The organism is Burkholderia sp. NLJ2, from assembly GCF_049487195.1.
GTDB lineage: Bacteria > Pseudomonadota > Gammaproteobacteria > Burkholderiales > Burkholderiaceae > Burkholderia > Burkholderia pyrrocinia.
On sequence record NZ_CP137810.1, the window covers coordinates 1,230,678 to 1,256,000 of the forward strand.

The window sequence follows — 25,323 nt, forward strand, 5'->3', positions numbered from 1 at the left end:
CTCCCATATACCGCTACTGCCTACACTGGCCTTGTCGTCCCACCGGAGCCTCGAATGGACCCGCTCACCACCGCGCTGCCGCTCGCAGCCGCCCGCCGCGCGATCGAAGCAGCACTCGCGCATGCCGTGTCGCTGCAGGTCACCGGCGTCGCCATCGCCATCGTCGATGCCGGCGCGAACCTGCTCGCGTTCGTGCGCACCGACGACTGTTTTCTCGGCGCGATCGATCTCGCGCAGCGCAAGGCGCTGACGGCCGTCCGCTTCCGCATATCGACCGACGCGCTCGGCGCGATGTCGGGCGACGGCCCGCTGCGCGGGATCGAACACAGTCACGGCGGGCTGGTCACGTTCGGCGGCGGCGAACCGCTCGCCGACGGCAGCGGCCGCTGTGTCGGCGCGATCGGCGTCTCGGGCGGCAGCGTCGACGAAGACACCGCGATCGCCCGGTACTGCCGCGACCGCTTTCAGGCAACCCTCCACTCCACAAGGTAGGCACATGGCTCAGAAACGCATCCTCATTACCGGCGCAGGCACCGGCTTCGGCCGCGAAGTTGCGCTGCGGCTCGCCGAACGCGGTCACGACGTGACGGCCGGCGTGCGCGTCACCGCCGAGATCGACGACCTGACGGCCGCTGCCGCGCAACGCGGCACCGCGCTGCGCGCGATCAAGCTCGATGTCACGTCCGCCCACGATCGCGCCCGCGCGGCCGATCTCGATTTCGACGTGCTCGTGAACAACGCGGGCGTCGGCGAAGCCGGCGCGCTCGTCGACCTGCCGGTCGAGATCGTCCGCGAGCTGTTCGACGTCAACGTGTTCGGGCCGCTCGAATTCACGCAGCAAATCGCGCGCGGCATGCTCGCGCGCCGGCACGGCAAGATCGTGTTCGTGTCGTCGATCGCGGGCCTGATCACGGGGCCGTTCACGGGCGCCTATTGCGCGTCGAAGCACGCGGTGGAATCGGTGGCCGAGGCGATGCATGCGGAACTGGCGCCGCACGGCATTCGCGTCGCGGTCGTGAACCCCGGCCCGTACAGCACCGGCTTCAACGACCGGATGATGGAGACGACGCGGCGTTGGCACGATCCGGCCGTCCACACCGTGACGCCCGAGCGGCTGACGTTCCCGCTCGAGCAGCACGATCCGGAAGAAATGATCGCAAAGATGGTCGACGTGATCGAAAGCGACGGCGGCGCGTTCCGCAACCTGCTGCCGCAGTCGTCGGAAGCGTTCGTGCGTGCCGAACAGGCACGCGCGTGGGATCGGCAGCAGTAACGCAAGCCGGCGGCGGCAGGCGGGTCACACCGCTTCCGCCGTCGACAGCCATACCGGCACGGCAGCCTGGACCGCCGGCTTGCTGGCTTGCTGGCTTGCTGGCTTGCCGGCTTGCCGGCCACGGTACCAGCCACCAATCCGGCGGAGCTGCTTCAAGCCGCTCCGCCTGCGATTAATACACGTCGCGCATATAGCGCCGCGCCTTCGCGAGCCGCGCGACATAGTCGTTGGCATCGTCGTCCGACATTCCGCCATGCTCGGCGACGACCGCCTTCAGCGCCGTATCGACGTCCTTCGCCATCCGCGACGCATCACCGCACACGTAGAAGTGCGCGCCTTCCTCCAGCCACGCAAACAGCTCGGCGCCCTGCTCGCGCATCCGGTCCTGCACATAGATCTTGTCGGCCTGGTCGCGCGAGAACGCGAGGTCGAGCCGCGTCAGGAAGCCGCTGTCGTGCATCGCGCCCAGTTCGTCGCCGTAGTAGAAGTCGGTCTGCGCGTGCTGCTCGCCGAAGAACAGCCAGTTGCGTCCGCGCGCGCCGCGTGCCTGCCGCTCGTGCAGGAAACCGCGGAACGGTGCGACGCCAGTGCCGGGGCCAACCATCACGATCGGCACGTCGCCGTTCACCGGTGGCCGGAAATGCGCGGACTTCTGCACGAACACGGGCACGCGGCCGTCGTCCGCACGATCGGCGAGGAACGTCGACGCGACACCTTTGCGCGCGCGCCGGCCGTTGTGATAGCGCACGGCCGACACGGTCAGGTGGATCTCGCCCTGGTGCGCGCTCGGGCTCGACGCGATCGAATAGAGACGCGGCTGCAACCGCTTCAGCATCCCGACCAGCTCCGTGCCCGACATGTCGACCGGGAACTCGTGCAGTACGTCCGCAAGCTGTTGCCCCCACAACCATTGCTTCAGGTCGCCCTTGCGGTCGTCGCCGAGCAGCGACTTCAGCGCGCCGTTCGCGCTGCGCGACGCGATGAATGCGAGCGTGTCCGGATGCGGGCGCGTGATGTCGAAGTGGCGCGCGAGCGCATCGCCGAGGCGCACGTCGCCGACGCCTGCGATCGACACCGGCGCGTCGGCCTTCAGCGCGGTGACGGACAGCAACTCGTCGACCAGCTCCGGGCAGTTGGTCGGCCATACGCCGAGCGCATCGCCGGTTTCGTATTCGAGGTTCGCGCCTTCGGTCGACAACGACACATAACGCGTGTCCTTCGCGGCGCCCGGGCGATTGAGCCGCAGGTTCGCAACGAGCTTCGACGGTGCCGGATGCGCCTTCGACGGCAGCAGCCCCGACGGGCTCATCCCGCCGGACGGCACCGCGTGCAGCGCTGCATCGGCCTCCTTGATCCGCGCGACGACACGTTCGAGCCACTGGTCGGCATCGTTCTGGAATTCGACGTCGCAATCGACGCGCGCGCACAGGCGTGCCGCACCGAGTTCCGCGAGCCGCGCATCGAGCCGGCGGCCGTGGCCGCAGAACTGGTCGTAGTTGCGATCGCCGAACGCGAGCACCGCGAAATGCACGCCGTCGAGGCGCGCGGCGCTGCCTGCCTGCAGCGCGTCCCAGAACTCGCTGCCGTTGTCGGGCGCATCGCCGTCGCCGAACGTGCTCGTCATCAGCAGCACGTATTGCGCGCCCGCGAGCGACGCGACCGGATAGTCGGACATGCACGCAGTGCGGATCTCGAAGCCCGCGTTCATCAGCTTCGTTGCGTAATCCTCGGTCAGCGATTCAATGTTGCCGGTCTGCGACGCCCACAACAGCACGACCTTCGGGCGCGTGCGAACGATCCGCACGCCGCCGGGCGCAGCGGCATCGGCCGGCAATGCCGATGCAAAGGCAACCTGCGAACTCGCAGGCAGCGAACGGCTGAACAGGCCCGCGAGCATCCCGTCGAGCCAGAACCGCACCGGCGGCGTGAGCGGCGCAGCGGCCGGCAGCACCGGCACGCTGCCCTCGCGCCGGCCGGCGCTCGCCTTCAGCCCACCGACGAGGCCGGCTACATACAGCCGTTCGGTGTCGGTCAACGGCGGCGGCGCGAGGTCGGTCAAGCCGAGCGCGGCCGCGAAAGTGTCGATGTCTGCCATGTCGGATTCCTGTGAAGCAGTGGCCTGCGCCGTCGCCGGCGCGGGCCGCGCGTCGTCGGCGCATGCATCGGGTTGCGCCGTCTCGTCGTCGGCGGACGCAAACGCATCCGTGTCGACGCGCCGCAGCGCGACCGCGCAATATTTCAGTTCGGGCTGCTGAGATTCGGCATCGATCGCGTCGTTCGTCACCGCGTTGATGCACAGGTCGTCGCCGTACACGTCGTTCCAGTGCATCGGCGCGAAGCAGTTGCCGCGCTGCACGCGCTCGGTCACGACGGCCGGCAGCACCGCGCGGCCGCGCGCCGAGCGGATCTCGACGCTGTCCTTCGCGGCGATGCCGAGCGCGCTCGCATCGTCCGGGTGCAGCTCGACGAACGGGCGCGGGTTGAGCTTGTTCAGCATCGCGACCTTGCCCGTCTTCGTCATCGTGTGCCATTGATGCTGCAGCCGCCCGGTGTTCAGCACGATCGGGAACGTATCGTCGGGCAGCTCGGCCGGATCGACGTGCGGCCGCGCGAAGAAGCGCGCCTTGCCCGACGGCGTCGGGAACGCAATGCGCGGCGCATCGCTGCCGTCGGCCGCCGTGCGCAGCGTCTGGCTCACGCCGTCGTTCAGGTAGCGGATCGGGTGCCGCTCGCGCGCGGTGCCCGGTGCGACCGGCCACTGCACCGGGCCGTCGCGCAGCGCCGCATGGCTCGCGCCGCGCAGGTCGTAGCCCGTCGCCGGATTCGAGAAACGGACGATCTCGTCGAACACGTCGGCCGCCGACGCATAGTCGAACGCATCGCCGAAGCCCATCGCGCGCGCGACTTCCGCGACGATGCGCCAGTCGGGCAGCGCGTCGCCGGGCGGTGCGACCGCCGCGTGCATCAGCGTCATGTTGCGCTCGGAGTTGACCATCACGCCGTCGCCCTCGGCCCACAGCGCGCCCGGCAGCAGAATGTCCGCGTAGCGGTTGGTCTCGGTATCGAGGAACGCGTCCTGCGCGATCACGAGCTCCGCGGCCTGCAACCCGGCGATCACGTTCTGCCGGTTCGGCACGGTCGCGACCGGGTTCGTGCAGACGATCCAGCACGCCTTGATGTCGCCGGCCGCCATCCGCGAGAACAAATCGACGGTGCCCTGGCCGGTTTCCTTGCGCAGCGTGCCGGCCGGCACGCGCCACAGGTTCTCGACGAAGCGCCGGTCGTCGTCGGACAGCACCGAGCGCTGGCCCGGCAGCCCGGGGCCCATGTAGCCCATCTCGCGCCCGCCCATCGCGTTCGGCTGGCCGGTCAGCGAGAACGGCCCGCTGCCGGGGCGGCAGATGCGGCCCGTCGCGAGATGCAGGTTGCAGATCGCGTTGGTGTTCCACACGCCGTGCGTGCTCTGGTTGAGCCCCATCGTCCAGCAGCTCATCCATTCCTGCGCGTCGCCGATCCATTGCGCGGCCGTGCGCAGGTCGGCTTCCGCGAGCCCGGTGATTTCCGCAACGCGCTCGGGCGTGTAGTCGGCGAGGAACGCGGGCATCGCGTCCCAGCCTTCGGTGTACGCGTCGATGAACGCGGCATCGGTGCGGCTGTTCGCGTGCAACAGGTGCAGCAGCCCGTTCGTCAGTGCGAGATCGGTGCCGGGCCGGATCTGCAGGAACAGGTCGGCCTTGTCGGCCGTGCCGGTGCGGCGCGGATCGACGACGATCAGCTTCGCGCCGGCCTTCACGCGATCCATCATCCGCAGGAACAGGATCGGATGGCAGTCGGCCATGTTCGCGCCGATCACGAAGAACAGGTTCGCGCGATCGAAGTCCTGGTACGACCCGGGCGGGCCGTCCGCGCCGAGCGACTGCTTGTAGCCGGTGCTCGCGCTCGCCATGCAGAGGCGCGAGTTCGACTCGATGTTGTTGGTGCCGACGAAGCCCTTCGCGAGCTTGTTGACGAGGTATTGCGCCTCGATCGACATCTGCCCCGACACGTAGAACGACAGCGCGTCGGGCCCGTGCGCATCGAGCACCGCGCGCAGGCGGCGCGCGGTCTCGGCGATCGCGTCGCGCGCCGGCAGCGGCACGAGGTCGTCCTCGCGCGCGCGGCGCACGAACGCGCGGTCGAGCCGTCCGGAACGGCGCAGCGCGACGTGCGCCGACGAACCCTTCGTGCACAGCCGCCCGAAGTTCGTCGGATGGTCGGAGTCGCCGGACACCTTGACGACTTCGCCATCCTCGACGTGCAGCACCATCCCGCAGCCGACGCCGCAGTACGGGCACACGCTCTTGACGGGGGTGGCGGTCATGCGCGCTCCGGGGCGGTCAGGCCGCGATCCACACGAAGCCGTCCTCGACCCGCGACGGATACGCGCTCACCGACTGCTCGGGCGCTTCGAGGCATTCGCCGGTGCGCAGGTCGAAATGCTGCTTGTACAGCGGCGACGCGACGACGACGCGCTCGCCGAGGCTGCCGATCAGCCCGCGCGACATCACGGCCGCCTGCGACACGGGATCGACGTTGTCGATCGCGAACACGCCGCCGTCGGCATGCGCGACGTGAAATACCGCGACCTGCTCGCCGTTGACGAGCGCACACACGCCGGTGTTCGGCACGATGTCGTCGAGCGGGCACACACGGGTCCAGGACAGCGGAAGGCGATCGTTCATGATGGGCTCCTTGGAAAAGACGCTGGTGTCGGTCAGGGTCAAACGGTTGCGGATTCGGTCACGGCCTGCGTCGCGCCTTCGACAACGACGGGAATCGTCACGGGCTTGCCGCGCACGCGCTCGTCGGGCGTCGCGGGGCGAATCTGGCCGCGCGTCTCGACGAATTCGATGTTCGCGTCCGGCGCGTCGCTGTTCACGAAGTGGCGGAAGCGCTTGCGCGTCTCGGGATCGGTGACGGCCTTCTTCCATTCGCACTCGTAGGTGTCGACCACGTGCTGCATGTCGGCTTCGAGTTCGGCCGCGATCCCGAGCTTGTCGTGCACGACGACGTCGATCAGGTAGTCGAGGCCGCCTTCGAGGTTGTCGCGCCACACGCTCGTGCGTTGCAGGCGGTCGGCGGTGCGCACGTAGAACATCAGGAAGCGGTCGATGTAGCGGCCCAGCGTGGCACGATCGAGGTCGGACGCGAGCAGCTCCGCGTGGCGCGGCTTCATCCCGCCGTTGCCGCACACGTACAGGTTCCAGCCCTTCTCGGTCGCGATGATCCCGACGTCCTTGCCCTGCGCTTCCGCACATTCGCGCGTGCAGCCCGATACGCCGAACTTGATCTTGTGCGGCGCGCGCAGCCCCTTGTAGCGGTTCTCGAGGTCGATCGCGAGGCCGACCGAATCGTCGACGCCGTAGCGGCACCACGTCGAGCCGACGCACGACTTCACGGTGCGCAGCGCCTTGCCGTATGCATGCCCCGATTCGAAGCCGGCCGCGATCAGCTCTTCCCAGATCGACGGCAGCTGCTCGACGCGTGCGCCGAACAGATCGACACGCTGGCCACCGGTGATCTTCGTATAGAGCCCGTACTTCTGCGCGACCTGGCCGACCGCGATCAGCCCTTCCGGCGTGACCTCGCCGCCCGGCATGCGCGGCACGACCGAGTACGTGCCGTCGCGCTGGATGTTCGCGAGGTAGTAGTCGTTCGAATCCTGCAGCCCCGCATGTTCCTTCTTCAGCACGAACTCGTTGAAGCACGATGCGAGGATGCCCGCGACGGCCGGCTTGCACACGTCGCAGCCGAGACCGTGGCCGTGCTTCGCGAGCAGTTCGTCGAACGTCGTGATGCGCTCGACGCGGATCAGGTGGAACAGCTCCTGGCGCGAATGCGGGAAGTGCTCGCAGATATGGTTGTTGACCGCGAGGCCCTGCTTCTTCATCTCGGCCTTCATGATCTGCGTGACGAGCGGCACGCAGCCGCCGCACGACGTGCCCGCGCCCGTGCACGACTTCAGCGCGCCGAGGCTGGTCGCGCCGTCGGCGACCGCCGTGCAGATCTGCGACTTCGACACGTTGTTGCACGAGCAGATCTGTGCGCCGTCCGGCAGCTCGTCGACGCCGATCGCCGGCTTCGCGACACCGTCCGACGACGGCAGGATCAGGAATTCGGGCGACTCGGGCAACTCGATGCGGTTCAGCATCATCTGCAGCAGCGTGCCGTATTCGGCTGCGTCGCCGACCATCACCGCGCCGTGCAGGAACTTGCCGCAGTCGGACACCACGAGCTTCTTGTAGACCTGGCGGCGTTCGTCCGCGTACTGGTACGTGCGGCTGCCGGCCGTCGTACCGTGCGCGTCGCCGATGCTCGCAACGTCGACGCCCATCAGCTTCAGCTTCGTGCTCATGTCGGCGCCGGCGAACGCAGCCGCGCCCGTGCCGTCAGCACTGCCTGAGACCTGCTTCGCGACCACGCGCGCCATGTCGTAGCCGGGTGCGACGAGGCCGTACACCATGCCGTTCCATGCCGCGCATTCGCCGATCGCGTAGATGTCGGCATCGCTCGTGCGGCATGCGTCGTCGATCGCGACGCCGCCGCGCGGGCCGATGTCGAGCCCGCATGCACGCGCCAGTTCGTCGCGTGCGCGGATGCCGGCCGAGAACACGATCATGTCGGCATCGAGATGCGTGCCGTCGGCGAACGCCATCCGGTGCGTGCCTTCCTCGCCGTCGACGATCTCGAGCGTGTTCTTGCCCGTATGCACGGTCACGCCGAGCGCCTCGATCTTCGCGCGCAGCATCCGGCCGCCGCCGTCGTCGACCTGCACGGCCATCAGGCGCGGCGCGAATTCGACGACGTGCGTGTCGAGCCCCATGTCGCGCAGCGCCTTCGCGCATTCGAGGCCGAGCAGCCCGCCGCCGACCACGACGCCGCGCTTCGCGTGCGTGCCGCACGCCTGCATCGCTTCGAGATCCTCGATCGTCCGGTACACGAAGCAGCCGGCGCGATCGTGCCCCGGCATCGGCGGCACGAACGGGCGCGAGCCCGTCGCGAGCACCAGCTTGTCGTACGCGAGCGTTTCGCCCGACGCGAGCGTGACCGTATGCGCGGCGCGGTCGATCGATGCGACGCACGCGTTCAGGCGCAGGTCGATTTGCGGATGACGCTCGAAGAAGCCGGGTTCGACGAGCGACAGGTCGTCCGCCGACTTGCCCGCGAAGAATTCGGACAGGTGCACGCGATCGTAGGCCGGACGCGGTTCCTCGCCGAGCACGGTGACCTGCAGCGCTGCCGATGCGCCCGCTTCCGCCGCGACGCATTCGAGCAGCTTGTGACCGACCATCCCGTGACCGATGACGATGAGTTTCATGATGACGTTTCCTTCGCTCGATCAGTTGGCGGCGTTCGCGGCGGCGGCCAGCGCGCGGTCGCGCAGCTCGGCCTCGCGAGCCTTGTGTTCGTCGCTGAAGCGCACGGCCATCGCGCACAGCGCGGTCGCCGTGACGGCGAGGCCGAGCAGGCTCAGCGTGTGCTGCACGTCGCCGACACCCTTCAGCAGGAAGGCCGCGGCGACCGCGCCGACGTTGCCGCCCGCGCCGACGATCCCCGCGACGCCGCCGAGCGCCTTGCGGTCGATGAACGGCACCAGCGCGTAGGTCGCGCCGCAGGCCATGTGCGTGAACAGGCCGAAGGTCAGCATCGCGACGAGGGCGAGGCCGACGCTTTGCGCATGCGAGAACCAGATCAGCCCGAGCCCTTCGCCGACGATCAGCGCGCACAGCAGCGCCGCGCGCACGTCGAGGCTGCGGCGCGCGGCGATCTTGTCGGACAGCCAGCCGCCGAGCGCGCGGGCGAACAGCGCGAGCAGCCCGAACATGCCGGCGGCGAGGCCCGCATCCTTCAGCGACAGGCTGAAGTGATCGACGTAGTACAGCGCGGCGATGTTGTGGATGAACACCTCGACGCCGAAGCACGCGCCGTACGTGACGAACAGCATCCACACGCGATAGTTGCCGCACGCGGCGACGAAGCTCGCCCAGCCGCCCTTCTTGCCGCTGTCGACCGTCACGCCTTCCTTGCGCAGCGCGACGAAGTCGCCTTGCGGGCAATCCTGCGTGAAGCGCCAGTACGCCCACGCCATCACGAGCATCGCGACGCCCGGCACGACCAGCGCGACGCGCCACGACGAGTCTTCGCCGAAGCCGAGCATCAGGCCGGCCGCGACGAGCAGCGGCATCAGCGCCTGCGTCGCGCCCGCGCCCGCATTGCCCCAGCCGGCCGTCGTCGCATTCGCGGTGCCGACCACGTTCGGCGCGAACATCACCGACGTGTGGTACTGCGTGATCACGAAGCCCGCGCCGATCGCGCCGATGCCGAGCCGGCAGATCAGGAACGACAGGTAGTCATGCGTGAACGACACGGCGAACACGGGGATCGCGCCGAGCACCAACAGGCCGACATAGACGCGGCGCGGGCCGAAGCGGTCGCACAAGGGGCCGACGAGCAGCCGCACGGCGATCGTCGCGGCCACTGCGGCGATGTTGATGTTGGCGACCTGTGCCGCCGTCAGATGAAATTCGCGTGCGATGAGCGGCATCAGCGGCGCGCATGCGAACCACGCGAAGAAGCACACGAAAAACGCCATCCACGTCAGGTGGAACGCGCGCATCGGCGCGGTGCGGAGGCTGAAGAGATCGATACGGGTAGCTTTGTCGGTCATGTCATCCGCCAAACGAAAAACGGCGTCCTGCGCACCCGGTCTCGTCGAGACCCGATGCGTAGGACGCCGTTGCCCATGAAGCCCGTTGCCGGGCGCGTCTGTAATCGGTACTGCGGACGAATCGCCATTGACGCGTCCGAACCAGCTTACGCAAACGCCGTGCCATGTCGTCCCGAGTCGTGCCGGCAACCCCGCCGCGCAAGGCTCAGCGGCCAGCGTGCGCCGCGATCCGGCATACGGCGCGCGATGCGCCGCGATGCAGCGAGGCACAGTTGTGGTGCGCTGCAGCACTATCGCCGTGCGACATCGCGGTGCGTATTGACGGGGCACGATGCACGCCGATGCGGCATTGCGTCTCTGCGCGCGCTGCGTCTGCATTCGTGCACGCGGCCATCGGGCCCCGCTCCCGCCGCGCCTTGCACCGGTTGGCGCGGATATTGCTGAACCTCGTGCATCACACCGGCAACGGCGCCGGTGGGCAGTCCCCGCAAACCATGCCCGTCGATCGCGACGGGCCCCTCAGGACAACGGCGTCCCTCCCGTGCGCGGCACGGCCGGATGCCGGACTGTTTCGACCGCCCGCCGCCGCCGCGCAGAAACGCGCTATCGACGGCCGCACGCACGCGGCACTGGAACACGACATGACGACTGGCAAAGTCACGCTGCTGGGCGCCGGCCCCGGCGATCCCGATCTCCTTACGCTGAAGGCCGTGAAGGCGCTGGCCGCCGCCGACGTGCTGCTGCTCGACGACCTCGTCGCGCCCGGCATCGTCGAACTCGCCCCGCAGGCACGCGTGATCCGCGTCGGCAAGCGCGGCGGCTGCCGCTCCACGCCGCAGGCGTTCATCGAGCGGCTGATGCGCCGCTACGCGCAGCGCGGCGCGCACGTGGTGCGCGTGAAGGGCGGCGACGCGCTGCTGTTCGGGCGCGCCGGCGAAGAACTCGCGACGCTGCGGGCCGCCGAGATTCCCGTGGAGATCGTCAACGGCATCTCGTCGGGATTCGCGGCCGCCGCGAGCCTCGGCATCTCGCTCACGCACCGCGAGCACTGCCAGGGCGTCATGTTCGTCACCGCGCACCGGCAGGACCACGGCGAACCCGACTGGTCGCGACTCGCGGCGACCGGCACCACGCTCGCGATCTACATGGGGATGAGCCGCGTCGACAGCATTGCGGCGGGCCTGCTCGCCGCGCTGCCGGCGTCGACGCCGGCAGCGGCCGTGCAATGGGCCGGCACGCCCGACGAGCGCCGCTGGACCGGCACGCTCGGCACGCTCGCGCGCGGCATCGACGAAGCGCGGCTCGGCAGCCCGGCCGTGATCCTCGTCGGCGGCGCGATCGGCGAAGCGGCCGTGCAGCATGACGATGCCGCGCGCGACGCGGCGCTGGTCCGGGCCGCATAACATGCGCTGCATCACGCGGCGCCGGCCGCCTGCCTCTTCCGAATCCATTGGCCGCGTTCGCGCCGGTCGCCGGTCGCGCACGCGCGGTATCGTGACCGCGTCCCGACTCGGCCGTCACACGCCGTTCGCGCGTCGCGCCGGCCTTCTGCCGCTCCCGCTTGCCTCATGAGTTCGTCCGCCCTGTCCGCCCGCCTGCGCGTGCTGCTCGTCACCGACACCGACAAACCGATCGGCGAACTCGGCGACGCGCTCGCGCGCCTCGGCTACGAAATGCTGAACGACGTCGCGACGCCCGCGCGCCTGCCGGCGGCCGTCGAGGAGCAACGCCCCGACGTCGTGATCATCGATACCGATTCGCCGTCGCGCGACACGCTCGAACAGCTCGCGGTCATGAACGCGACCGCGCCGCGCCCCGTGCTGATGTTCAGCCACGACGGCGACCAGGCGCTGATCCGCGCAGCCGTCGGCGCGGGCGTCAGCGCCTATCTCGTCGAAGGATTGTCGGCCGAGCGCCTCGCGCCGATTCTCGAAGTCGCGCTCGCGCGCTTCTCGCACGACGATGCGCTGCGCCGCCGGCTCGCCGACGTCGAGCGCGAACTCGCGGAACGCAAGCTGATCGATCGCGCGAAACGCGTGCTGATGGACCAACGCAGGCTGTCCGAGCACGATGCGTATGCAGCGCTGCGCAAGCGCGCGATGGATCAGGGCCTGCGCATCGTCGACGTCGCGCGGCAACTGCTCGACGCGTCACCTCAATGACTGCCATGAACACTTCCCCTCCCGCCGCGCCGGAACGCGCGCATCTCCGCCTCGGGTTCGTCGCGCTGAGCGACGCGGCTCCGCTGATCGTCGCGCAGCGCCTGAACCTCGGCGCGCCGCACGGCCTGACGCTCGAACTGAACCGCCAGCCGTCGTGGGCCGCCGTGCGCGACAAGCTGCTGAGCGGCGAGCTCGACGCCGCGCACGCGCTGTACGGGCTCGTCTGCGGGCTGCAGCTCGGCATCGGCGGCCCGCAGGCCGACATGGCCGCGTTGATGGTGCTGAACCGCAACGGCCAGGCGATCACGTTTTCGCGCGGCCTCGCCGACGCCTATCGTGAAAGCGGCGACGTGCGCGCGGCACTCGCGACGCTCGGCCGCAAGCCGCTGCTCGCACAGACGTTCCCGACCGGCACGCATGCGATGTGGCTGAACCACTGGCTCGCGTCGCACGGCGTCGATCCGCTGCGCGACGTGCGCAGCGTCGTGATCCCGCCGCCCGAGATGGTTGCCGCGCTTGCGGGTGGCGAGCTCGATGGCTTCTGCGCGGGCGAACCGTGGCATGCGGTGGCCGAGGCCTGCGGCGCGGGCCGGACCGTCGCGGTCACGAGCGAGATCTGGCCCGATCATCCGGAGAAGGTGCTTGCGACCCGGCGCGATTTCGTCTCGTTGTATCCAGCCACCGCACGCGCGCTGATCCGCACGCTCGTCGATGCATGCGCGTGGCTCGACAGCGCCGCGCACCGCCGCGAGGCGGCCGACTGGCTCGCGTCGCCCGACGCGCTCGGCGTGCCGGCCCGGCTGATCGCGCCGCGCCTGCTCGGCGACTACGGCGCGGGGCCGTTCGCCGAACCGCCGCTGCCGATCCGCTTCCACGACGCCGGCGCCGTGAATCGGCCCGATCCGCTCGACGGGCGGTGGTTCCTGGCCCAATACCGGCGCTGGGGCATGCTCGACGGCCCGCTCGACGACGCGGGAATCGCCGCGGCGATCGCGCAGACCGCGTTGTATGATGCTGCGGTCGCCGAAGGCGGCGCGGCGGGCCCGTCGCAGGCGTGATGCAGTTGGCGCGCGCTCCAGGGCCGCGCCACGCCGATCCGGCCCCCGGCGGTTTCCGGCATGCGCCGCCCGGACGACACCGCCTTGCCACTCCGTCCCCGATCCGAATCGATGCCGAAACGAACGCGCACGCCGCTCGACGTGCTGCTCACCGAAATCCGCGCGTGCCGTGCATGCGAAGCCGAGCTGCCGCTCGGCCCGCGACCGGTCGTGCGCGCGCATCGCGACGCACGGATCCTGATCGTCGGGCAGGCGCCGGGCGCGCGCGTCCATGCAAGCGGCATCCCGTGGGACGACGCGAGCGGCAAGCGGCTGCGCGCGTGGCTCGATGTCGATGCCGAATCCTTCTACGACGAGACGCGCTTCGCGATCGTGCCGATGGGCTTCTGCTACCCGGGCCGCGGCGCGAGCGGCGACAACCCGCCGCGCCCCGAATGCGCGCAACTGTGGATCGACCGGCTGGTCGCCGAGTTGCCGTCGATCCGGCTGACGCTGCTGATCGGCCAGTATGCGCAGCGGCATTTCCTGCGCGACACGCGCAAGGCGACGCTGACCGACACCGTGCACGCATGGCGCGACTACGGCCCCGGCGTGCTGCCGCTGCCGCATCCGTCGCCGCGCAATCAGGCGTGGTTCAAGCACCATCCGTGGTTCGACGCCGACGTGGTGCCCGAGCTGCGCCGCCGGGTGGCACCGCTGCTCGACCGATGAATGAAACCGCCAGCGGCGTCGCGATGCTGCGCGGCGCGCCCGATACCCCGATACACACCCAATGAACGATACCGCCACCGCCCCCGACATCGACTTCGCCTGCACCGGCTGCGGCGGATGCTGCCGCGACCTGCGCATTCCACTGACGATCGGCGAGGCGATCGCGTGGCTGCGGCGCGGCGGTCACGTGGAGCTGCTGTGCGACGCGATGCCATGGCTCGTCGAACCCGAGCCCGACAACGCGTTCGCCGCCTACAAGCGCGCCCGTTCGACACCCGCGCTCAGCGGCTCGCTGCCCGTGCGCATCACGGTGGTGCTCACCGCCGCCCATGCAGGGCCCTGCCCGAACCTGGGCGACGACCTGCGCTGCGGGATCTACGACGAACGCCCGCTCGTGTGCCGGATCTACCCGGCCGAGATCAATCCGTTCGTGCCGCTGACGCCCGGCGGCAAGGAATGCCCGTCCGATGCGTGGCAGCAGACGCCGCTCATCCGCGGCGGCACGATCGTCGACGCGGACACGCGCGAGAACATCGCGCGCTCGCGAACGGCGAGCGAAGCCGAGACGCCGCTGCGCGCACGGCTGTGCGCGGTGCTGGGGATCGACACGGCGGCCGTGGCCAATGAAGGGTTCGTGATTCATGCGCCGCCCGCGCCCGCGCTGCTCGCCGCGCTGACGGATCTGCTCGCGACGCCGATGGTGGCCGCCGACGACGCCATCGCATGGACGCTGGTGTCGAACCGCACGGCGACGACGGATGCGCTCGCGTCGGTCGACGCGTCGAGCCGGCTTGCCGGTAGCATGGCGGGCCCGCACGCCCGCTATCTCGGCTTCCATCCGGACGCCTGATCGCCACCGGGCGCGGCCCCGCCCATCCCGGCCGCGCCCGGTTCGCTGTACCATCGCGGCTCAACCGCGTCACGAACCGCAGAATCCTTCATGCCCTCCACCGCCCCGCCGCGCCTGTACGGGATGCCCGAACGCAGCGACCGGCTCGATTTCTACATCCGCGACCAGGCGTCGCGCCAGGCGATCACCGAGCCGCACCGGCACGCGTATTTCCAGATCCAGTTCAACCTCGGCGGCGACACCGAGCAGCGGATCGGCGGCGTCACGCGGCCGTTTCCGCGCGGCGCGCTCGCGTTCGTGCTGCCGCACCGCGAGCACCTGATCCCGCATCCGGAAGGCGCGCACTTCGTCGTGATCAACTTCAGCCAGGCGTTCCTGCGCGCCGATCTCGACGTCGATCCGCTCGACCTCGAGGACGTGCCCGCGCACCGCTTTCCCGAGCTGACGCCGTTCCGTTTCCAGGAGCATCTCGACTTCATCCTGACCGGCGACTCGTACGACGAAGCGCGCCGCCTCGCGCTGTGCATGCTCGACACCGATCGCGTGCGCACCTTCGGCTCGACCACGCTGCTGCGCGGCTACCTGCTGCAACTGATCGGGCTCGTCTGCACGCAGTACGCGGGCGCGCTCGACAAGCTCGCGCAGCGCGGCGCCCAGCGTGCGGGCCGGCGCGACGCGCTTGCGCGCGTGCTGCGGCACGTGCGGGCGAACCTGACCCGCGAGGACCTGACGCTCGCCGCGACCGCCGAGGCCGCGTTCCTGTCGCCGAACTACCTTGCGCATCTGGTCCGCAAGGAAACCGGCAGCACGTTCACCGACCTCGTGACCGAGCGCCGCATCGCGCTCGCGCAATCGCTGCTGGCCCACACGAGCCGGCGCATCGCGGACATCGCGCGTTCGGTCGGCTTCCGCGACGAAGGGTATTTCGCGCGGCGCTTCCGCGCGCGGGTCGGCGTGTCGCCGAAGGCGTACCGCGACGCGAATGCCGCATTGCCGGACGGCGACGACGCACCCGCAACCACCGACGCGTAGTTTTGTCCCGGTAAAACGCATCTGCGTCGCATCCGGCCGCACGCGCGTCCGGTATCGTTGCACGCATGCTGGCCCGTGCGCCGCACGGGCGCCGGCATCCGTCTACCTACCGAACGAGGCCATCCGATGTCCGCTTATGTCATCGACGCTGCCGAGCGTCCTTCCGTCGAAGTCGAACAGTCGTCCGCGCGCTTTCCGGTGCGCCGCGTATTCTGCGTCGGTCGCAACTACGCCGACCACGCCCGCGAAATGGGCGCCGATCCCGACCGCGAGCCGCCGTTCTTCTTCACGAAGCCGGCCGACGCGATCGTCCCCGCAAGCGGCACCGTCCCGTATCCGCCGCTGACGAGCGATCTCCATCACGAAATCGAGCTGGTGGTCGCGATCGGCAAGGACGGCCAGTCGATCGACCCGGCCGACGCGCTGTCGCACGTGTGGGGCTACGGCGTCGGCGTCGACCTTACGCGCCGCGACCTGCAGGCCGAAGCGAAGAAGCTGAGCCGTCCGTGGGACTGGGCGAAGGGTTTCGACGCGTCGGGCCCCGTGACCGCGCTGCGCGCGGCGACGGCCACCGGCCACCCGGCAGCCGGCCGCATCTGGCTCGCGGTCAACGGCGAAACGCGCCAGCAAGGCGATCTGGCCGACATGATCTGGGCCGTGCCCGACGTCATCGCATACGTGTCGCGCGCGGTCGAGCTGAAGGCCGGCGACCTGATCTTCACCGGCACGCCGGCCGGCGTCGGCGCGCTGCAGCCGGGCGACCGCGTGACGGGCGGCGTCGACGGCGTCGCGACGTTCGAGTTCGTCGTGGGTGCAAAGCCGTAACGGATCGAAGGGGCACGCAGGCGGGCGGGTACCTCGCCTGCTGTGCGTGGCACGTGGCGCGTGGCGGCTCTGGTCGGCCGCGACGGCATTCCGGGTGCTCAGTCGTACCGACGCAGGAACGTGTCGACCACGGCCGGCGGATTCAGCACCTTCGCCGATTCGTTTTCCAGTGCCTTGCCCGCGTCGTCGTCGCTGATCGACACGAACAGCGTGATGGACTCCCTTGCGTCGCCCGAGCCGAACAGGCCGTCGCGATCGAGCAGCCGCAACGCCTCGATCATGTCGGTGTGGAGCTGGCGCGAAAATTCCGCGAACCTCGACCGGACGAACTGCGGGCTCAGCACTTCGTCGGCCAGCTTGCCGCAGATCGCGTTGAACGGCGACGCTTCCGCCGCCGCGTACGCCCATTCGGAAAAGCCCCACGCGTACCAGGGATCATCGTCCGCGACCGCCTGTCGCGCGCGGACCCGGCTCAGCCCTTCGACCGAATTGGCCGCCGGCACCACCGTCATCGCGCCGCTGTCCGTATAAAGCGCGAACGCGTAGAAATGCTCGTCCGGGTGCAACGCCCGCAGCGCGTTGAACGTCGCCCGTGCGGCGTCGGCAAGTTCCCGCTGGAAATCGGAAAAGTCGGTCATCGCATCCTCATCCTGTCGCCCCTCGCGCGCGCGTCGCGAAATGCGCGTCGCGGATGGTTCGTCGTCTCCCGGTATTCGAAGGATTGTCCGCCAATCGCGCGCGGCACGGTAGCGGGCCGCACCCGCGTTCACTGCGCTGCATCACGTTCGTCGAACACGCGCACGCAGACGGCCGCCACCAGCGCGATCGCCGCCGACAGCAACATCATCGCGAGCGGCGCGTAGCCCGCGTTGCCGGCGGTCAGCACCGCGCCCGTCAGCGACGACAGCGCGGCGCCGCCGGCGATCGTCATCGCACCGGCCAGCCCCGACGCGCTGCCCGCCAGGTCCGGGCGCACCGACACGGCACCGGCATGCGCGCCGGGATTGGTCAGCCCGTTGCCGATGCCGACCAGCACGCACGGCCCGAACCACGCGATCGCATGCGTCGCGCCGCCGAACACCAGCGTGAGACCGATCAGCGGCCCTGTACACGCGACCACGCGCCCGCACAGGATCGTCGTCGCCAGCGCGTAGCGGCGTGCGACCCGCGCGGCCAGAAAACTGCCGCACACGAAACCGGCCGTGATCGTCCCCATGTAGAAACCGATCTCCGCCGGCGCAATCCCGAACAGCGTTTTCGCGGCGACCGGCGCACCGGCCAGGAACGCGTAGAACGAACCCGTCGAAAACGCCATGCAAAGCGCATAGGCCCAGAAGCGGCGTGCGCGGAGCAGCGCCGGATACGCGCGAAGCTGCCGGCCGAGACTCGAGGACCGGTTCGCGTGCGTTTCGACGAGATCGAACGCGCACCAGCCGAACAGCGCGATGCCGGCCGCGCCGAGCAACCAGAAGCTCGCGCGCCAGCCCACCGTCTGGTCGAGCACGCCGCCGAGCGTCGGGCCGAGCATCGGTGCGAACGCGGCCGCCATCGCCGCATAGCCGATCCGGCTCGCCGCGCGGCTGCCGCCGCCGGTGTCGCGGATCGTCGCCATCGACACCGGGTAGACCGACGTGATCGCCGCCTGCATCAGCCGGCATGCGAGAAACACGCGGATATCGGTCGCCATCGCGCAACCGAGCGAGCCGAGCGCGAACACGCCGACGCTCGTCAGCACGATCGGCCTTCGCCCGAACCGGTCCGACAGCGGCCCCATCACGAACTCGAGCGACGCGGCCACCGCCGCGTACCCGCCGAGCGACAATGCGACGAGCGCATAGTCGGCGCGCAGGTCGCGCGCGATTGCCGGCAACGAAGGCAGGAACAGGCTCAGCGGCAGCACCGAGCACGCGCACAGCAGGATCAGCGTCGCGTGTCGCGGCGATGCCGCAGCGGATTCGATCGGCAGGTTCGGTTGCAAGCGGATGCCCTCCGCGCACGCGCCGCACGGCCGTGCGCAATGCAAAAAAAAGCCCCCGAACGAGTCGGGGGCGCATGGGTGCCGGCGCGGTGCCGCTACCGGACCCTGCGCCTGCGTACTACTACGATGATGAATGCCGCGTTCATGCCGGATGGCTCCTGAATGCCTGACTGACTGCCAGCGAGATCGGACGATGTTAGGCGGACCACGCCGGCCGCGTCAACGCCCTAACGCACACGCACCGACACGAACTTCCGCGCATTGTTGCGCTGGATCAGCACCGCGATCACGCTGCCGCCGTTCGCTTCGAGCGACTGCACGTCGTCCGGCGTCTCGAGCAGCGTGTCGTTGAGTTCCAGCACGACGTCGCCCGGCTGGATGCCTGCGCGCTCGGCCGGGCCGTGTACCGCGTCCACCATCATCCCGACCGCGAGCCCCGTCGAGCGGCGCTCTTCGTCGCTCAGCGCATGCATCGTCAGCCCGAGACGGTCGCCGCCGTCAGCCGGCGCAGCCCCCGGCCCCGGCCGTGCAGCGGCCTTCGGTGCAGCCATGCCGACTGTCGTGCCCGCATTGCCTGCCGCGTCGTCGGCGCCCGTGATCGTCAGCGTCACCGGCGCGCGCTTGCGGATCAATCGCAGCGACGCCTTCTCGCCGGGCGACAGCGCGGCAGCCAGGTCGTTCAGTTCGGCCGAGCGGCCGATCGCCTTGTCGCCCAGCTTCACGATCACGTCGCCGGGCTTCACGCCGGCCGCGGCGGCCGGCGAGCCGGGCGCGACGCCGTTGACGAGCGCGCCCGCCGGACGCGGCAGTCCGAACGCCGCGGCCAGCCCGATGCCGACATCCTGCGCGTCGATGCCGAACGCGTTGACCGACGGCGCGCCCTGCGCGGACGCTTGCTGCGCCTGCTGTGCCTGTTGCGCCTGCATCTGCGTCTGTAGCTGTGCGCGCACCTTTGCCGCGAACGCGATCGGGATCGCGAACGTCATGCTCGCGTAGCGGTCGGCGCCCGTATAGACCTGCACCGCGATGCCGATCACGTCGCCCGCGCGATTGAATACGGGGCCGCCCGAGTTGTCGGGATTCGGCGCGATATCGGTTTCGAAGAACGGAAACGCGCTGCCGTCCGGCAGCCGGTGCGACGTCGCGCTGACGATGCCGGCCGTGACCGTGTTGCCCGATCCGTCCGGCGCACCGATCGTCATCACCGGTTCGCCCGCACGCACCTTCGCCGAATCGCCAAGGCGCACGAACGGGAGCTTCGTTGCGTTGACACGCAACACGGCGACGTCGCTTTGCGAATCGACGGCCAGCACCGTCGCCTTGAATTCGCGGCGGTCGGTGAGCCGCACCGTCACGTCGGCCGCATCGTCGACCACGTGCGCGGACGTCAGGATCAGGCCGTCGGCGCTGACGATGAAGCCCGAGCCGCTGCCCGACACCGCACGCAGCACCGGGTCGGGCATCGGCGGCTGCGAGCCCAGCGCGGGCGGCGGCGCGCCGCGCCGGAAGAACGCGGCGAGCGGATCGTCGGTATCGAGGATCGCGAAGGACGGCCCGCCGGTTTGCTGATCGAGCGCGGTCATGATCGTCACGACTGCGGGCCCGTAACGATCGACGATGGCCGGAAAGTCGACCGGCATCGCGTAAGGCGCGGCGGCTGGCCTTTCCTTCATGGCTGCCGGTTTGACAGGCGGCGCGAGGGTCGCCGCAATGGCGGCCGGCGGCGGTTGCAAAAAACCGGCGAACACGCCCCCGATCAACGCGGTGCGAAGCACGGCGCGAGCAAGCGTCTGGCGAACCACGGTGCACCTCCCCCGGCAGTCGCGGCATCGACTTGCGCGAGACGCGCAGGCACCCGACAAGCACCGGTACACCCATCCATTTATAGTCCACGCGGCCTGTTCGAACAGATGAATCGAAACCCGCATGCCGTGCGGTGCGGCGGCCGCGGAGCCACGACGGCGCTCGTTCCGGACAAAGTGCGCGATTCGTCAATCCGCACAAGTCCGGCGACCGTTCACTCCCCGTCGACCCGCTCCGCGATCGCCGACAACGTCCGTAACATCGGCTCGAATGCATCGGCCGACGTATTGCCGAAGCCGAGCACGAGCCCGTTGGCCGCCGACTCCGCATGAATCGAAAAACCCGACAGCGGAAACGGGCCGATGCCGTGCGCGCGCGCCGCGTCGACGATCGCGCGGTCGCGGTAACGCGCGGGCAGCCGCAACGCAAGATGCAATCCGCACGGCCCGCCCTCGACCTGGTGCGGCACGCTCAGGCTGCTGTCGAGCGCGGCGAGCAGCAACCGCCGCCGGTCGCGATACAGCCGGCGCATCCGCCCCAGATGCCGACCGTATTCGCCCGTCTCGATGAAATCGGCCAGCGCGAGCTGCACGTGGCGCGTCCCGCCGCGCAGCATCTCCGGCAACACCGTCCGCACGGCGGCCAGCAGCGCCTCGGGCAGCACCAGGAAGCCGATCCGCAGCGCCGGAAACATCGTCTTGCTGAACGAGCCGAGGTAGACCACGGGCGAATCGGGCGCGAGCCCGTGCATCGCACCGATCGGCTCGCCGGTGTGACGGAATTCGCTGTCGTAGTCGTCCTCGATGATCCATGCGCGATGCCGGCGCGCAGCATCGATCAGTGCGAGCCGCCGCGAGATCGACAGCACGGCGCCGGTCGGGAACTGGTTCGACGGCGTCGTATAGACGAGGCGCGGCGTCCGCTCGCGCCAGTCGTTCTCTTCCGCACGCAGCCCTTCCGCGTCGACCGGCATCGGCACGACATCGAGGTCGGCCGCCTGCATCGCGGTGCGCGCGCCGCGATAGCCGGGCTCCTCGACCCATACCGTCTCGCCCGGGTTCGTCAGCAACTGCGCACACAGCGCAATCGCGCCCTGTGCGCCTTCCGTAATCACGATCTGCTCGGGATCGCAACGCACGCCGCGCGTCACGGCCAGGTGCCGCGCGATCGATTCGCGCAGCGCGCGTTCGCCGAGCGGATCGCCATAGGCGAGCAAGTCGCGGGCGGCACGGCGCAGCGCGCGGTCGATCGCGTGCCGCCACGCATCCACCGGGAAATGCGACAGCGCGGGCACGCCCGGCCGAAAGCCCTCCGATTCGCCGCTGCCGACGAGGCTCGGGCGAATCCGGCCGAGCCGCTGCGCGACCGCCGGCGGCGCGGCACGCCGGCGCGGCGGCGCCGGACGCGACAGCCCGACGACGCGCGTGCCGCGGCGGTCGGACTGCAGGAAGCCTTCGGCGACGAGCTGCTCGTAGACCGCGGCCGTCGTGTTGCGCGACACGCCGAGCGTCTCGGCCAGCGCGCGCGTGCCGGGCAACCGCGTGCCGGCCGGCATCGCGCCGCCGAGAATCGCGTCGCGCACGCGGCGCAACAACTGGCGCTGCAGCGAAGGCGCGCCCGGCGTACGCGCCAGCGGCGCGTCGAGCGGTAACAAAGGAGAGTCGCCGGAAGGCAAGGCAGTCGTCATCGGAACATCGCAGCGTGAAAGTGTCGGAACATGGCGCACGGCCAGTGGCACCCGGCTCGTGGCACCATAAATTTGCCGATCTCTGGCGCTTCTCATGGTACCTCGCCGCGACTACGATCGTCTGCATGCCGGCATGTCGCCGGCCGCCAACCGAAGCGAGATCGACCTTGTCCACGCTCACCAACGTCTTCCAGCAACCCATCGGCCACCCCGTTCCCGACTGGTCCGCGCGCCCGCGCCCCGAGCGCATCGTGCTCGAAGGCCGCTACTGCCGGCTCGAGCCGCTCGACGCCGAGCGCCACGCGGCCGACCTGTACGCCGCCTACGCGCAGGCGCCCGACGGCAGCGACTGGACCTATCTCGCGCACGGCCCGTACACCGACGAATCGGGCTACCGCGACTACGCGCGCGGCGCACAGGCGAGCGGCGACCCGCTGCACTACACGGTGATCGACGTTGCCACCGGCCGCGCGGTCGGCACGCTCGCGCTGATGCGCATCGATCCGGCCAACGGCGTGATCGAGGTCGGCTCCGTCACGTTCTCGCCGCTGCTCAAGCGCACGCCCATATCGACCGAAGCGCAGTACCTGCTAATGAAGTACGCGTTCGACACGCTCGGCTACCGGCGCTACGAATGGAAGTGCGACGACCTGAACCTGCCGTCGCGTAAGGCGGCCGCGCGGCTCGGCTTCCGCTACGACGGTACGTTCCGGCAGGCGATCGTCTACAAGGGCCGCAGCCGCGACACCGCGTGGTATTCGATCGTCGACGGCGAATGGCCGGCCGTGCGCGCCGCGTTCGACGCGTGGCTCGCGCCGGAGAACTTCGACGCGCAGGGCGAGCAGCGCCAGTCGCTCACCGCGATCCGCCACGCGCAGGCGAACGCGCGCGACGCAGCCGCCCGCGCGAACGACGCGACGCACGTCACGGTGCGCCCGCTCGTCGCCGCCGACGAAGCGGCGTGGCGCCCGCTGTGGCAGGGTTATCAGAAGTTCTACGACACCGCGCTGAGCGATGCCGTGTTCGCGACGACGTGGGCGCGCCTGATGGATCCCGCCGAGCCGATGTTCGTGCTCGGCGCATTCGACGCATCGGGCACGCTGGTCGGGATCGTGCACTCGATCTACCACCGCTCGTGCTGGACCGAAGGGCCGTACTGCTACCTGCAGGACCTGTACACGGCACCGGACGCACGCGGGCAAGGCGCGGGCGGCGCGCTGATCGAAGCCGTGTACGAACATGCCCGCGAAGCCGGCGCGAGCCGCGTGTACTGGCTCACGCACGAAACCAACACGACCGCGCGCGCGCTGTACGACAGGCTCGCGAACAATGCGGGGTTCATCCAGTACCGGAAGGATCTGAAGAAGTAACGCGGATTCGCGGCCGGCCGGCGTTCAGTCGAAAACGTCGGCCGGATCCCGCGCACTGTCGTGCTCGGACGCAACGTCCGTCGGCACCGCGTCGGCCGCACCCGGCACCGATGCCGGGCAGATCATTTCGTCGCCATTCGCGGGCACGGGCCGCCGCACCGGCCGGAACACCGGCTCGCCGGGCTCGATCGGCCGTCCCGAGATCGCGCAGCGGCCCGGCTGCAACGCGACGCGCAGGCGCCAGCGCTGCTCGCCGTAATGGCAACGGCCGCTCTCGACCCAGCGAATCAGCAACCCGTCATCACCGGCCTCCAGCACGGTGACGAACAGTTGCGGACGCAACGGCGACATCGCGGCCGACGCGTGCTCCGGACCCGGCGCGCGGCCAATCGTCTCGAGCGGATGCGCGACGCCGCCGCCGTGCAGAGGCATCGCATCGTGTTCGCCGAATGACGGCACATCGCACGACAGGTCTTCTTCGCAGATCAGGCTTTCCATGATGTTCGGCATGCTTGATGGATTGACATGCAGGTTGAACGGCACCGGCGTCACGCTCAGCGCCGGCCGACCGGTTCGCGCAGCAGCGACAGGCCGATCGCCGCACCGGCGACGGCGGCCGCAAGCATCAGCCCGATGCCGCCCGACCAGCCGAACGCGCCGACGATCCCGCCGAACACGCCGACGAACGGAAACACCGACATGATCCCGCTCAGCGACGCGAGCGAACCGCCGAACTCGTGCTGGAGCGACGGCAATCCGATCGTCGCCTTGCCGACGTGCAACGCCGACACGATGCTCGCCAGCACGACGTTCGCGACGGCGGCCCGGTAACTGCGCGCCGGCAGCGTGGCGGCATTGGCCGCGACAGGCGATTCGGTCATCTCCACCTCCGTTGGGGCCGCCGCGTGCAACGGGATGTCCCACGCGGCCGAGATCGGACTGGCGCACATGATACAAATTGAAGTTCACTTCAAGTAAAGGGAAAGTTGCGCAACGATGCGTTTCGTCGATCGCTGCAATGGGCCGGCGCGACAGCGACGGCATCCTGATCTAAGCTGTCGGCTTCGCCCCGACAACGTTGCGTACATACGCATGCCGACTGCCTCGCCCGCTCCCGACGCCACGCTTCCGCTCGACTCGGTCTGGTCGACCTTCCCCCACCGCAGGGCCGCCGTGCGCACCTTCATCGCCGGGTACTGCGCCGCGCGCGACCGGCGCGACGCGCCGCTGCACGACAGCCCGGACGGCCAGGTCGTGCGGTTCGATGGCGGCATGGGCCGGCCTTTCGAGCATTTCATGATCGAGGGCGCGCCTGCGTGCAGCGACGGCCCGTTCGCCGTCGGCGCATGGATCACGCGCTATGGCGCCGCACCGCTGCCGCCTGCGCTGCAAGGCAGGACGCGCCGGCTGTCGGACGAGCATTTCATGGCCGCCGATATCGGTGTGCTGTCCGGCGACGATGCACTCGCTGAAGCACTCGCCTGCCACACGCCGGGCGACATCGACGCGTTCAATGCGAGCGCCTCGTTCCCGCCGTTCCAGCCGAATCCGGCCGCATTCCTGTTCGCGCACCGGCTGGACGGGCAGATCGCGGCCACCGCGCGCTACGGCTTCGCGTCGGCGCGCGACATCGTCGTCGACCGGGTCGCGACGGCGGACGCCTACCGGCGCCGTGGCCTCGCCATGCAACTGCTCGCCGCGATCGTCGCGCACGCGCGGCAGCGTGGTGCGCAGCGCGTGTGGCTCGTGTCGACCGAGGCCGGTCAGCCGCTGTACCGCGCCGCCGGATTCACGCCGCTCGCGCCGGTCGCGGTGGACGAAGTCGTCGCCTGAAGCGCGCATCGAATCGATGCCGACCATCGCCGTT

Annotated in this window: 20 protein-coding genes and 1 pseudogene; 11 read left to right on the top strand and 10 right to left on the bottom strand. The window is 69.8% G+C overall.

All coding sequences use genetic code 11. From position 1 onward, the window contains the following. Positions 1–54: 54 nt before the first annotated feature. Together R9B84_RS27815 and R9B84_RS27820 are read left to right on the top strand one after the other, a co-directional pair. Positions 55–492: a GlcG/HbpS family heme-binding protein gene (locus R9B84_RS27815; protein ID WP_423763194.1), complete on the top strand. Its 438-nt coding sequence runs from the start codon at positions 55–57 to the stop codon at positions 490–492. Between the two features lie 4 nt (positions 493–496). Next, a complete protein-coding gene (locus tag R9B84_RS27820; protein WP_423763195.1) occupies positions 497–1,273 on the top strand; it encodes an SDR family oxidoreductase in 777 nt (258 codons plus the stop codon). 172 nt (positions 1,274–1,445) lie between these two features. On the opposite strand, the gene R9B84_RS27825 is transcribed toward R9B84_RS27820, so the two are convergent. The 4 genes from R9B84_RS27825 to R9B84_RS27840 are packed head-to-tail and all read right to left on the bottom strand — an operon-like array spanning position 1,446 to position 9,980. Then, positions 1,446–5,633 carry a molybdopterin-dependent oxidoreductase gene (locus R9B84_RS27825; protein WP_423763196.1) on the bottom strand — a complete coding sequence of 1,396 codons (4,188 nt, stop codon included), beginning with the start codon at positions 5,631–5,633 and terminating at the stop codon, positions 1,446–1,448. Positions 5,634–5,649: 16 nt separating this feature from the next. Continuing rightward, entirely contained in the window at positions 5,650–5,994 is a 345-nt protein-coding gene (gene nirD / locus R9B84_RS27830) for a nitrite reductase small subunit NirD (RefSeq protein WP_047903106.1), read from the bottom strand. Between the two features lie 38 nt (positions 5,995–6,032). Next, positions 6,033–8,630 carry a nitrite reductase large subunit NirB gene (gene nirB / locus R9B84_RS27835; protein WP_423763197.1) on the bottom strand — a complete coding sequence of 866 codons (2,598 nt, stop codon included), beginning with the start codon at positions 8,628–8,630 and terminating at the stop codon, positions 6,033–6,035. Between the two features lie 21 nt (positions 8,631–8,651). After that, complete coding sequence (locus R9B84_RS27840; RefSeq protein WP_423763198.1) at positions 8,652–9,980, bottom strand: MFS transporter; 1,329 nt, start codon at positions 9,978–9,980, stop codon at positions 8,652–8,654. Between the two features lie 641 nt (positions 9,981–10,621). Between R9B84_RS27840 and cobA the strand changes: the two genes are divergently transcribed. The 7 genes from cobA (at position 10,622) to R9B84_RS27875 (ending at position 16,618) form a co-directional block, all read left to right on the top strand. Continuing rightward, positions 10,622–11,383 (top strand): uroporphyrinogen-III C-methyltransferase, encoded by a 762-nt coding sequence (gene cobA / locus R9B84_RS27845; RefSeq protein WP_423763199.1) that lies wholly within the window; start codon positions 10,622–10,624, stop codon positions 11,381–11,383. 165 nt (positions 11,384–11,548) lie between these two features. Next, on the top strand, positions 11,549–12,142 hold the full coding sequence (locus R9B84_RS27850; protein WP_047903103.1) for an ANTAR domain-containing response regulator: 594 nt from the start codon (positions 11,549–11,551) through the stop codon (positions 12,140–12,142). Between the two features lie 5 nt (positions 12,143–12,147). Next, positions 12,148–13,200 (top strand): CmpA/NrtA family ABC transporter substrate-binding protein, encoded by a 1,053-nt coding sequence (locus R9B84_RS27855; RefSeq protein ID WP_423763200.1) that lies wholly within the window; start codon positions 12,148–12,150, stop codon positions 13,198–13,200. A 111-nt stretch (positions 13,201–13,311) separates the two neighbouring features. Then, positions 13,312–13,911 carry a uracil-DNA glycosylase family protein gene (locus R9B84_RS27860; protein WP_423763201.1) on the top strand — a complete coding sequence of 200 codons (600 nt, stop codon included), beginning with the start codon at positions 13,312–13,314 and terminating at the stop codon, positions 13,909–13,911. A 61-nt stretch (positions 13,912–13,972) separates the two neighbouring features. Further along, on the top strand, positions 13,973–14,761 hold the full coding sequence (locus tag R9B84_RS27865) for a YkgJ family cysteine cluster protein (protein WP_423763202.1): 789 nt from the start codon (positions 13,973–13,975) through the stop codon (positions 14,759–14,761). 90 nt (positions 14,762–14,851) lie between these two features. After that, entirely contained in the window at positions 14,852–15,793 is a 942-nt protein-coding gene (locus tag R9B84_RS27870) for an AraC family transcriptional regulator (protein ID WP_423763203.1), read from the top strand. A gap of 126 nt (positions 15,794–15,919) precedes the next feature. Beyond that, positions 15,920–16,618: a fumarylacetoacetate hydrolase family protein gene (locus R9B84_RS27875; protein ID WP_423763204.1), complete on the top strand. Its 699-nt coding sequence runs from the start codon at positions 15,920–15,922 to the stop codon at positions 16,616–16,618. Positions 16,619–16,716: 98 nt separating this feature from the next. On the opposite strand, the gene R9B84_RS27880 is transcribed toward R9B84_RS27875, so the two are convergent. The 4 genes from R9B84_RS27880 to R9B84_RS27895 all read right to left on the bottom strand — a co-directional run bounded on the left by R9B84_RS27880 (position 16,717) and on the right by R9B84_RS27895 (position 22,086). Next, on the bottom strand, positions 16,717–17,256 hold the full coding sequence (locus R9B84_RS27880; protein WP_423763205.1) for a DUF4303 domain-containing protein: 540 nt from the start codon (positions 17,254–17,256) through the stop codon (positions 16,717–16,719). A 128-nt stretch (positions 17,257–17,384) separates the two neighbouring features. Then, positions 17,385–18,596, bottom strand: a complete 1,212-nt coding sequence (locus R9B84_RS27885; RefSeq protein WP_423763206.1) for an MFS transporter — start codon at positions 18,594–18,596, stop codon at positions 17,385–17,387. A 227-nt stretch (positions 18,597–18,823) separates the two neighbouring features. Continuing rightward, entirely contained in the window at positions 18,824–20,398 is a 1,575-nt protein-coding gene (locus R9B84_RS27890; RefSeq protein WP_423763207.1) for a trypsin-like peptidase domain-containing protein, read from the bottom strand. A 215-nt stretch (positions 20,399–20,613) separates the two neighbouring features. Continuing rightward, positions 20,614–22,086: a PLP-dependent aminotransferase family protein gene (locus R9B84_RS27895; RefSeq protein ID WP_423763208.1), complete on the bottom strand. Its 1,473-nt coding sequence runs from the start codon at positions 22,084–22,086 to the stop codon at positions 20,614–20,616. A gap of 167 nt (positions 22,087–22,253) precedes the next feature. Between R9B84_RS27895 and R9B84_RS27900 the strand changes: the two genes are divergently transcribed. Further along, positions 22,254–23,456 carry a GNAT family N-acetyltransferase gene (locus R9B84_RS27900; RefSeq protein ID WP_423763209.1) on the top strand — a complete coding sequence of 401 codons (1,203 nt, stop codon included), beginning with the start codon at positions 22,254–22,256 and terminating at the stop codon, positions 23,454–23,456. Positions 23,457–23,480: 24 nt separating this feature from the next. Here the strand turns inward: R9B84_RS27900 and R9B84_RS27905 are convergent, their stop codons facing one another. Next, on the bottom strand, positions 23,481–23,966 hold the full coding sequence (locus R9B84_RS27905; RefSeq protein WP_423763210.1) for a DUF3331 domain-containing protein: 486 nt from the start codon (positions 23,964–23,966) through the stop codon (positions 23,481–23,483). Positions 23,967–24,111: 145 nt separating this feature from the next. Continuing rightward, a pseudogene (locus tag R9B84_RS27910) lies at positions 24,112–24,337 on the bottom strand (MFS transporter); the annotation flags it as partial. Between the two features lie 211 nt (positions 24,338–24,548). Between R9B84_RS27910 and R9B84_RS27915 the strand changes: the two are divergent. Next, positions 24,549–25,289, top strand: a complete 741-nt coding sequence (locus R9B84_RS27915; protein WP_423763211.1) for a GNAT family N-acetyltransferase — start codon at positions 24,549–24,551, stop codon at positions 25,287–25,289. Positions 25,290–25,323: the final 34 nt, after the last annotated feature.

What these genes read in the sequence shown, in the direction of transcription:
- R9B84_RS27815 (WP_423763194.1), top strand. Translation starts at nt 55, where the DNA reads ATGGACCCGCTCACCACCGCGCTGCCGCTCGCAGCCGCCCGCCGCGCG.
- R9B84_RS27820 (WP_423763195.1), top strand. Translation starts at nt 497, where the DNA reads ATGGCTCAGAAACGCATCCTCATTACCGGCGCAGGCACCGGCTTCGGC.
- R9B84_RS27825 (WP_423763196.1), bottom strand. Translation starts at nt 5,633, where the DNA reads ATGACCGCCACCCCCGTCAAGAGCGTGTGCCCGTACTGCGGCGTCGGC.
- nirD (WP_047903106.1), bottom strand. Translation starts at nt 5,994, where the DNA reads ATGAACGATCGCCTTCCGCTGTCCTGGACCCGTGTGTGCCCGCTCGAC.
- nirB (WP_423763197.1), bottom strand. Translation starts at nt 8,630, where the DNA reads ATGAAACTCATCGTCATCGGTCACGGGATGGTCGGTCACAAGCTGCTC.
- R9B84_RS27840 (WP_423763198.1), bottom strand. Translation starts at nt 9,980, where the DNA reads ATGACCGACAAAGCTACCCGTATCGATCTCTTCAGCCTCCGCACCGCG.
- cobA (WP_423763199.1), top strand. Translation starts at nt 10,622, where the DNA reads ATGACGACTGGCAAAGTCACGCTGCTGGGCGCCGGCCCCGGCGATCCC.
- R9B84_RS27850 (WP_047903103.1), top strand. Translation starts at nt 11,549, where the DNA reads ATGAGTTCGTCCGCCCTGTCCGCCCGCCTGCGCGTGCTGCTCGTCACC.
- R9B84_RS27855 (WP_423763200.1), top strand. Translation starts at nt 12,148, where the DNA reads ATGAACACTTCCCCTCCCGCCGCGCCGGAACGCGCGCATCTCCGCCTC.
- R9B84_RS27860 (WP_423763201.1), top strand. Translation starts at nt 13,312, where the DNA reads ATGCCGAAACGAACGCGCACGCCGCTCGACGTGCTGCTCACCGAAATC.
- R9B84_RS27865 (WP_423763202.1), top strand. Translation starts at nt 13,973, where the DNA reads ATGAACGATACCGCCACCGCCCCCGACATCGACTTCGCCTGCACCGGC.
- R9B84_RS27870 (WP_423763203.1), top strand. Translation starts at nt 14,852, where the DNA reads ATGCCCTCCACCGCCCCGCCGCGCCTGTACGGGATGCCCGAACGCAGC.
- R9B84_RS27875 (WP_423763204.1), top strand. Translation starts at nt 15,920, where the DNA reads ATGTCCGCTTATGTCATCGACGCTGCCGAGCGTCCTTCCGTCGAAGTC.
- R9B84_RS27880 (WP_423763205.1), bottom strand. Translation starts at nt 17,256, where the DNA reads ATGACCGACTTTTCCGATTTCCAGCGGGAACTTGCCGACGCCGCACGG.
- R9B84_RS27895 (WP_423763208.1), bottom strand. Translation starts at nt 22,086, where the DNA reads ATGACGACTGCCTTGCCTTCCGGCGACTCTCCTTTGTTACCGCTCGAC.
- R9B84_RS27905 (WP_423763210.1), bottom strand. Translation starts at nt 23,966, where the DNA reads ATGCCGAACATCATGGAAAGCCTGATCTGCGAAGAAGACCTGTCGTGC.
- R9B84_RS27915 (WP_423763211.1), top strand. Translation starts at nt 24,549, where the DNA reads ATGCCGACTGCCTCGCCCGCTCCCGACGCCACGCTTCCGCTCGACTCG.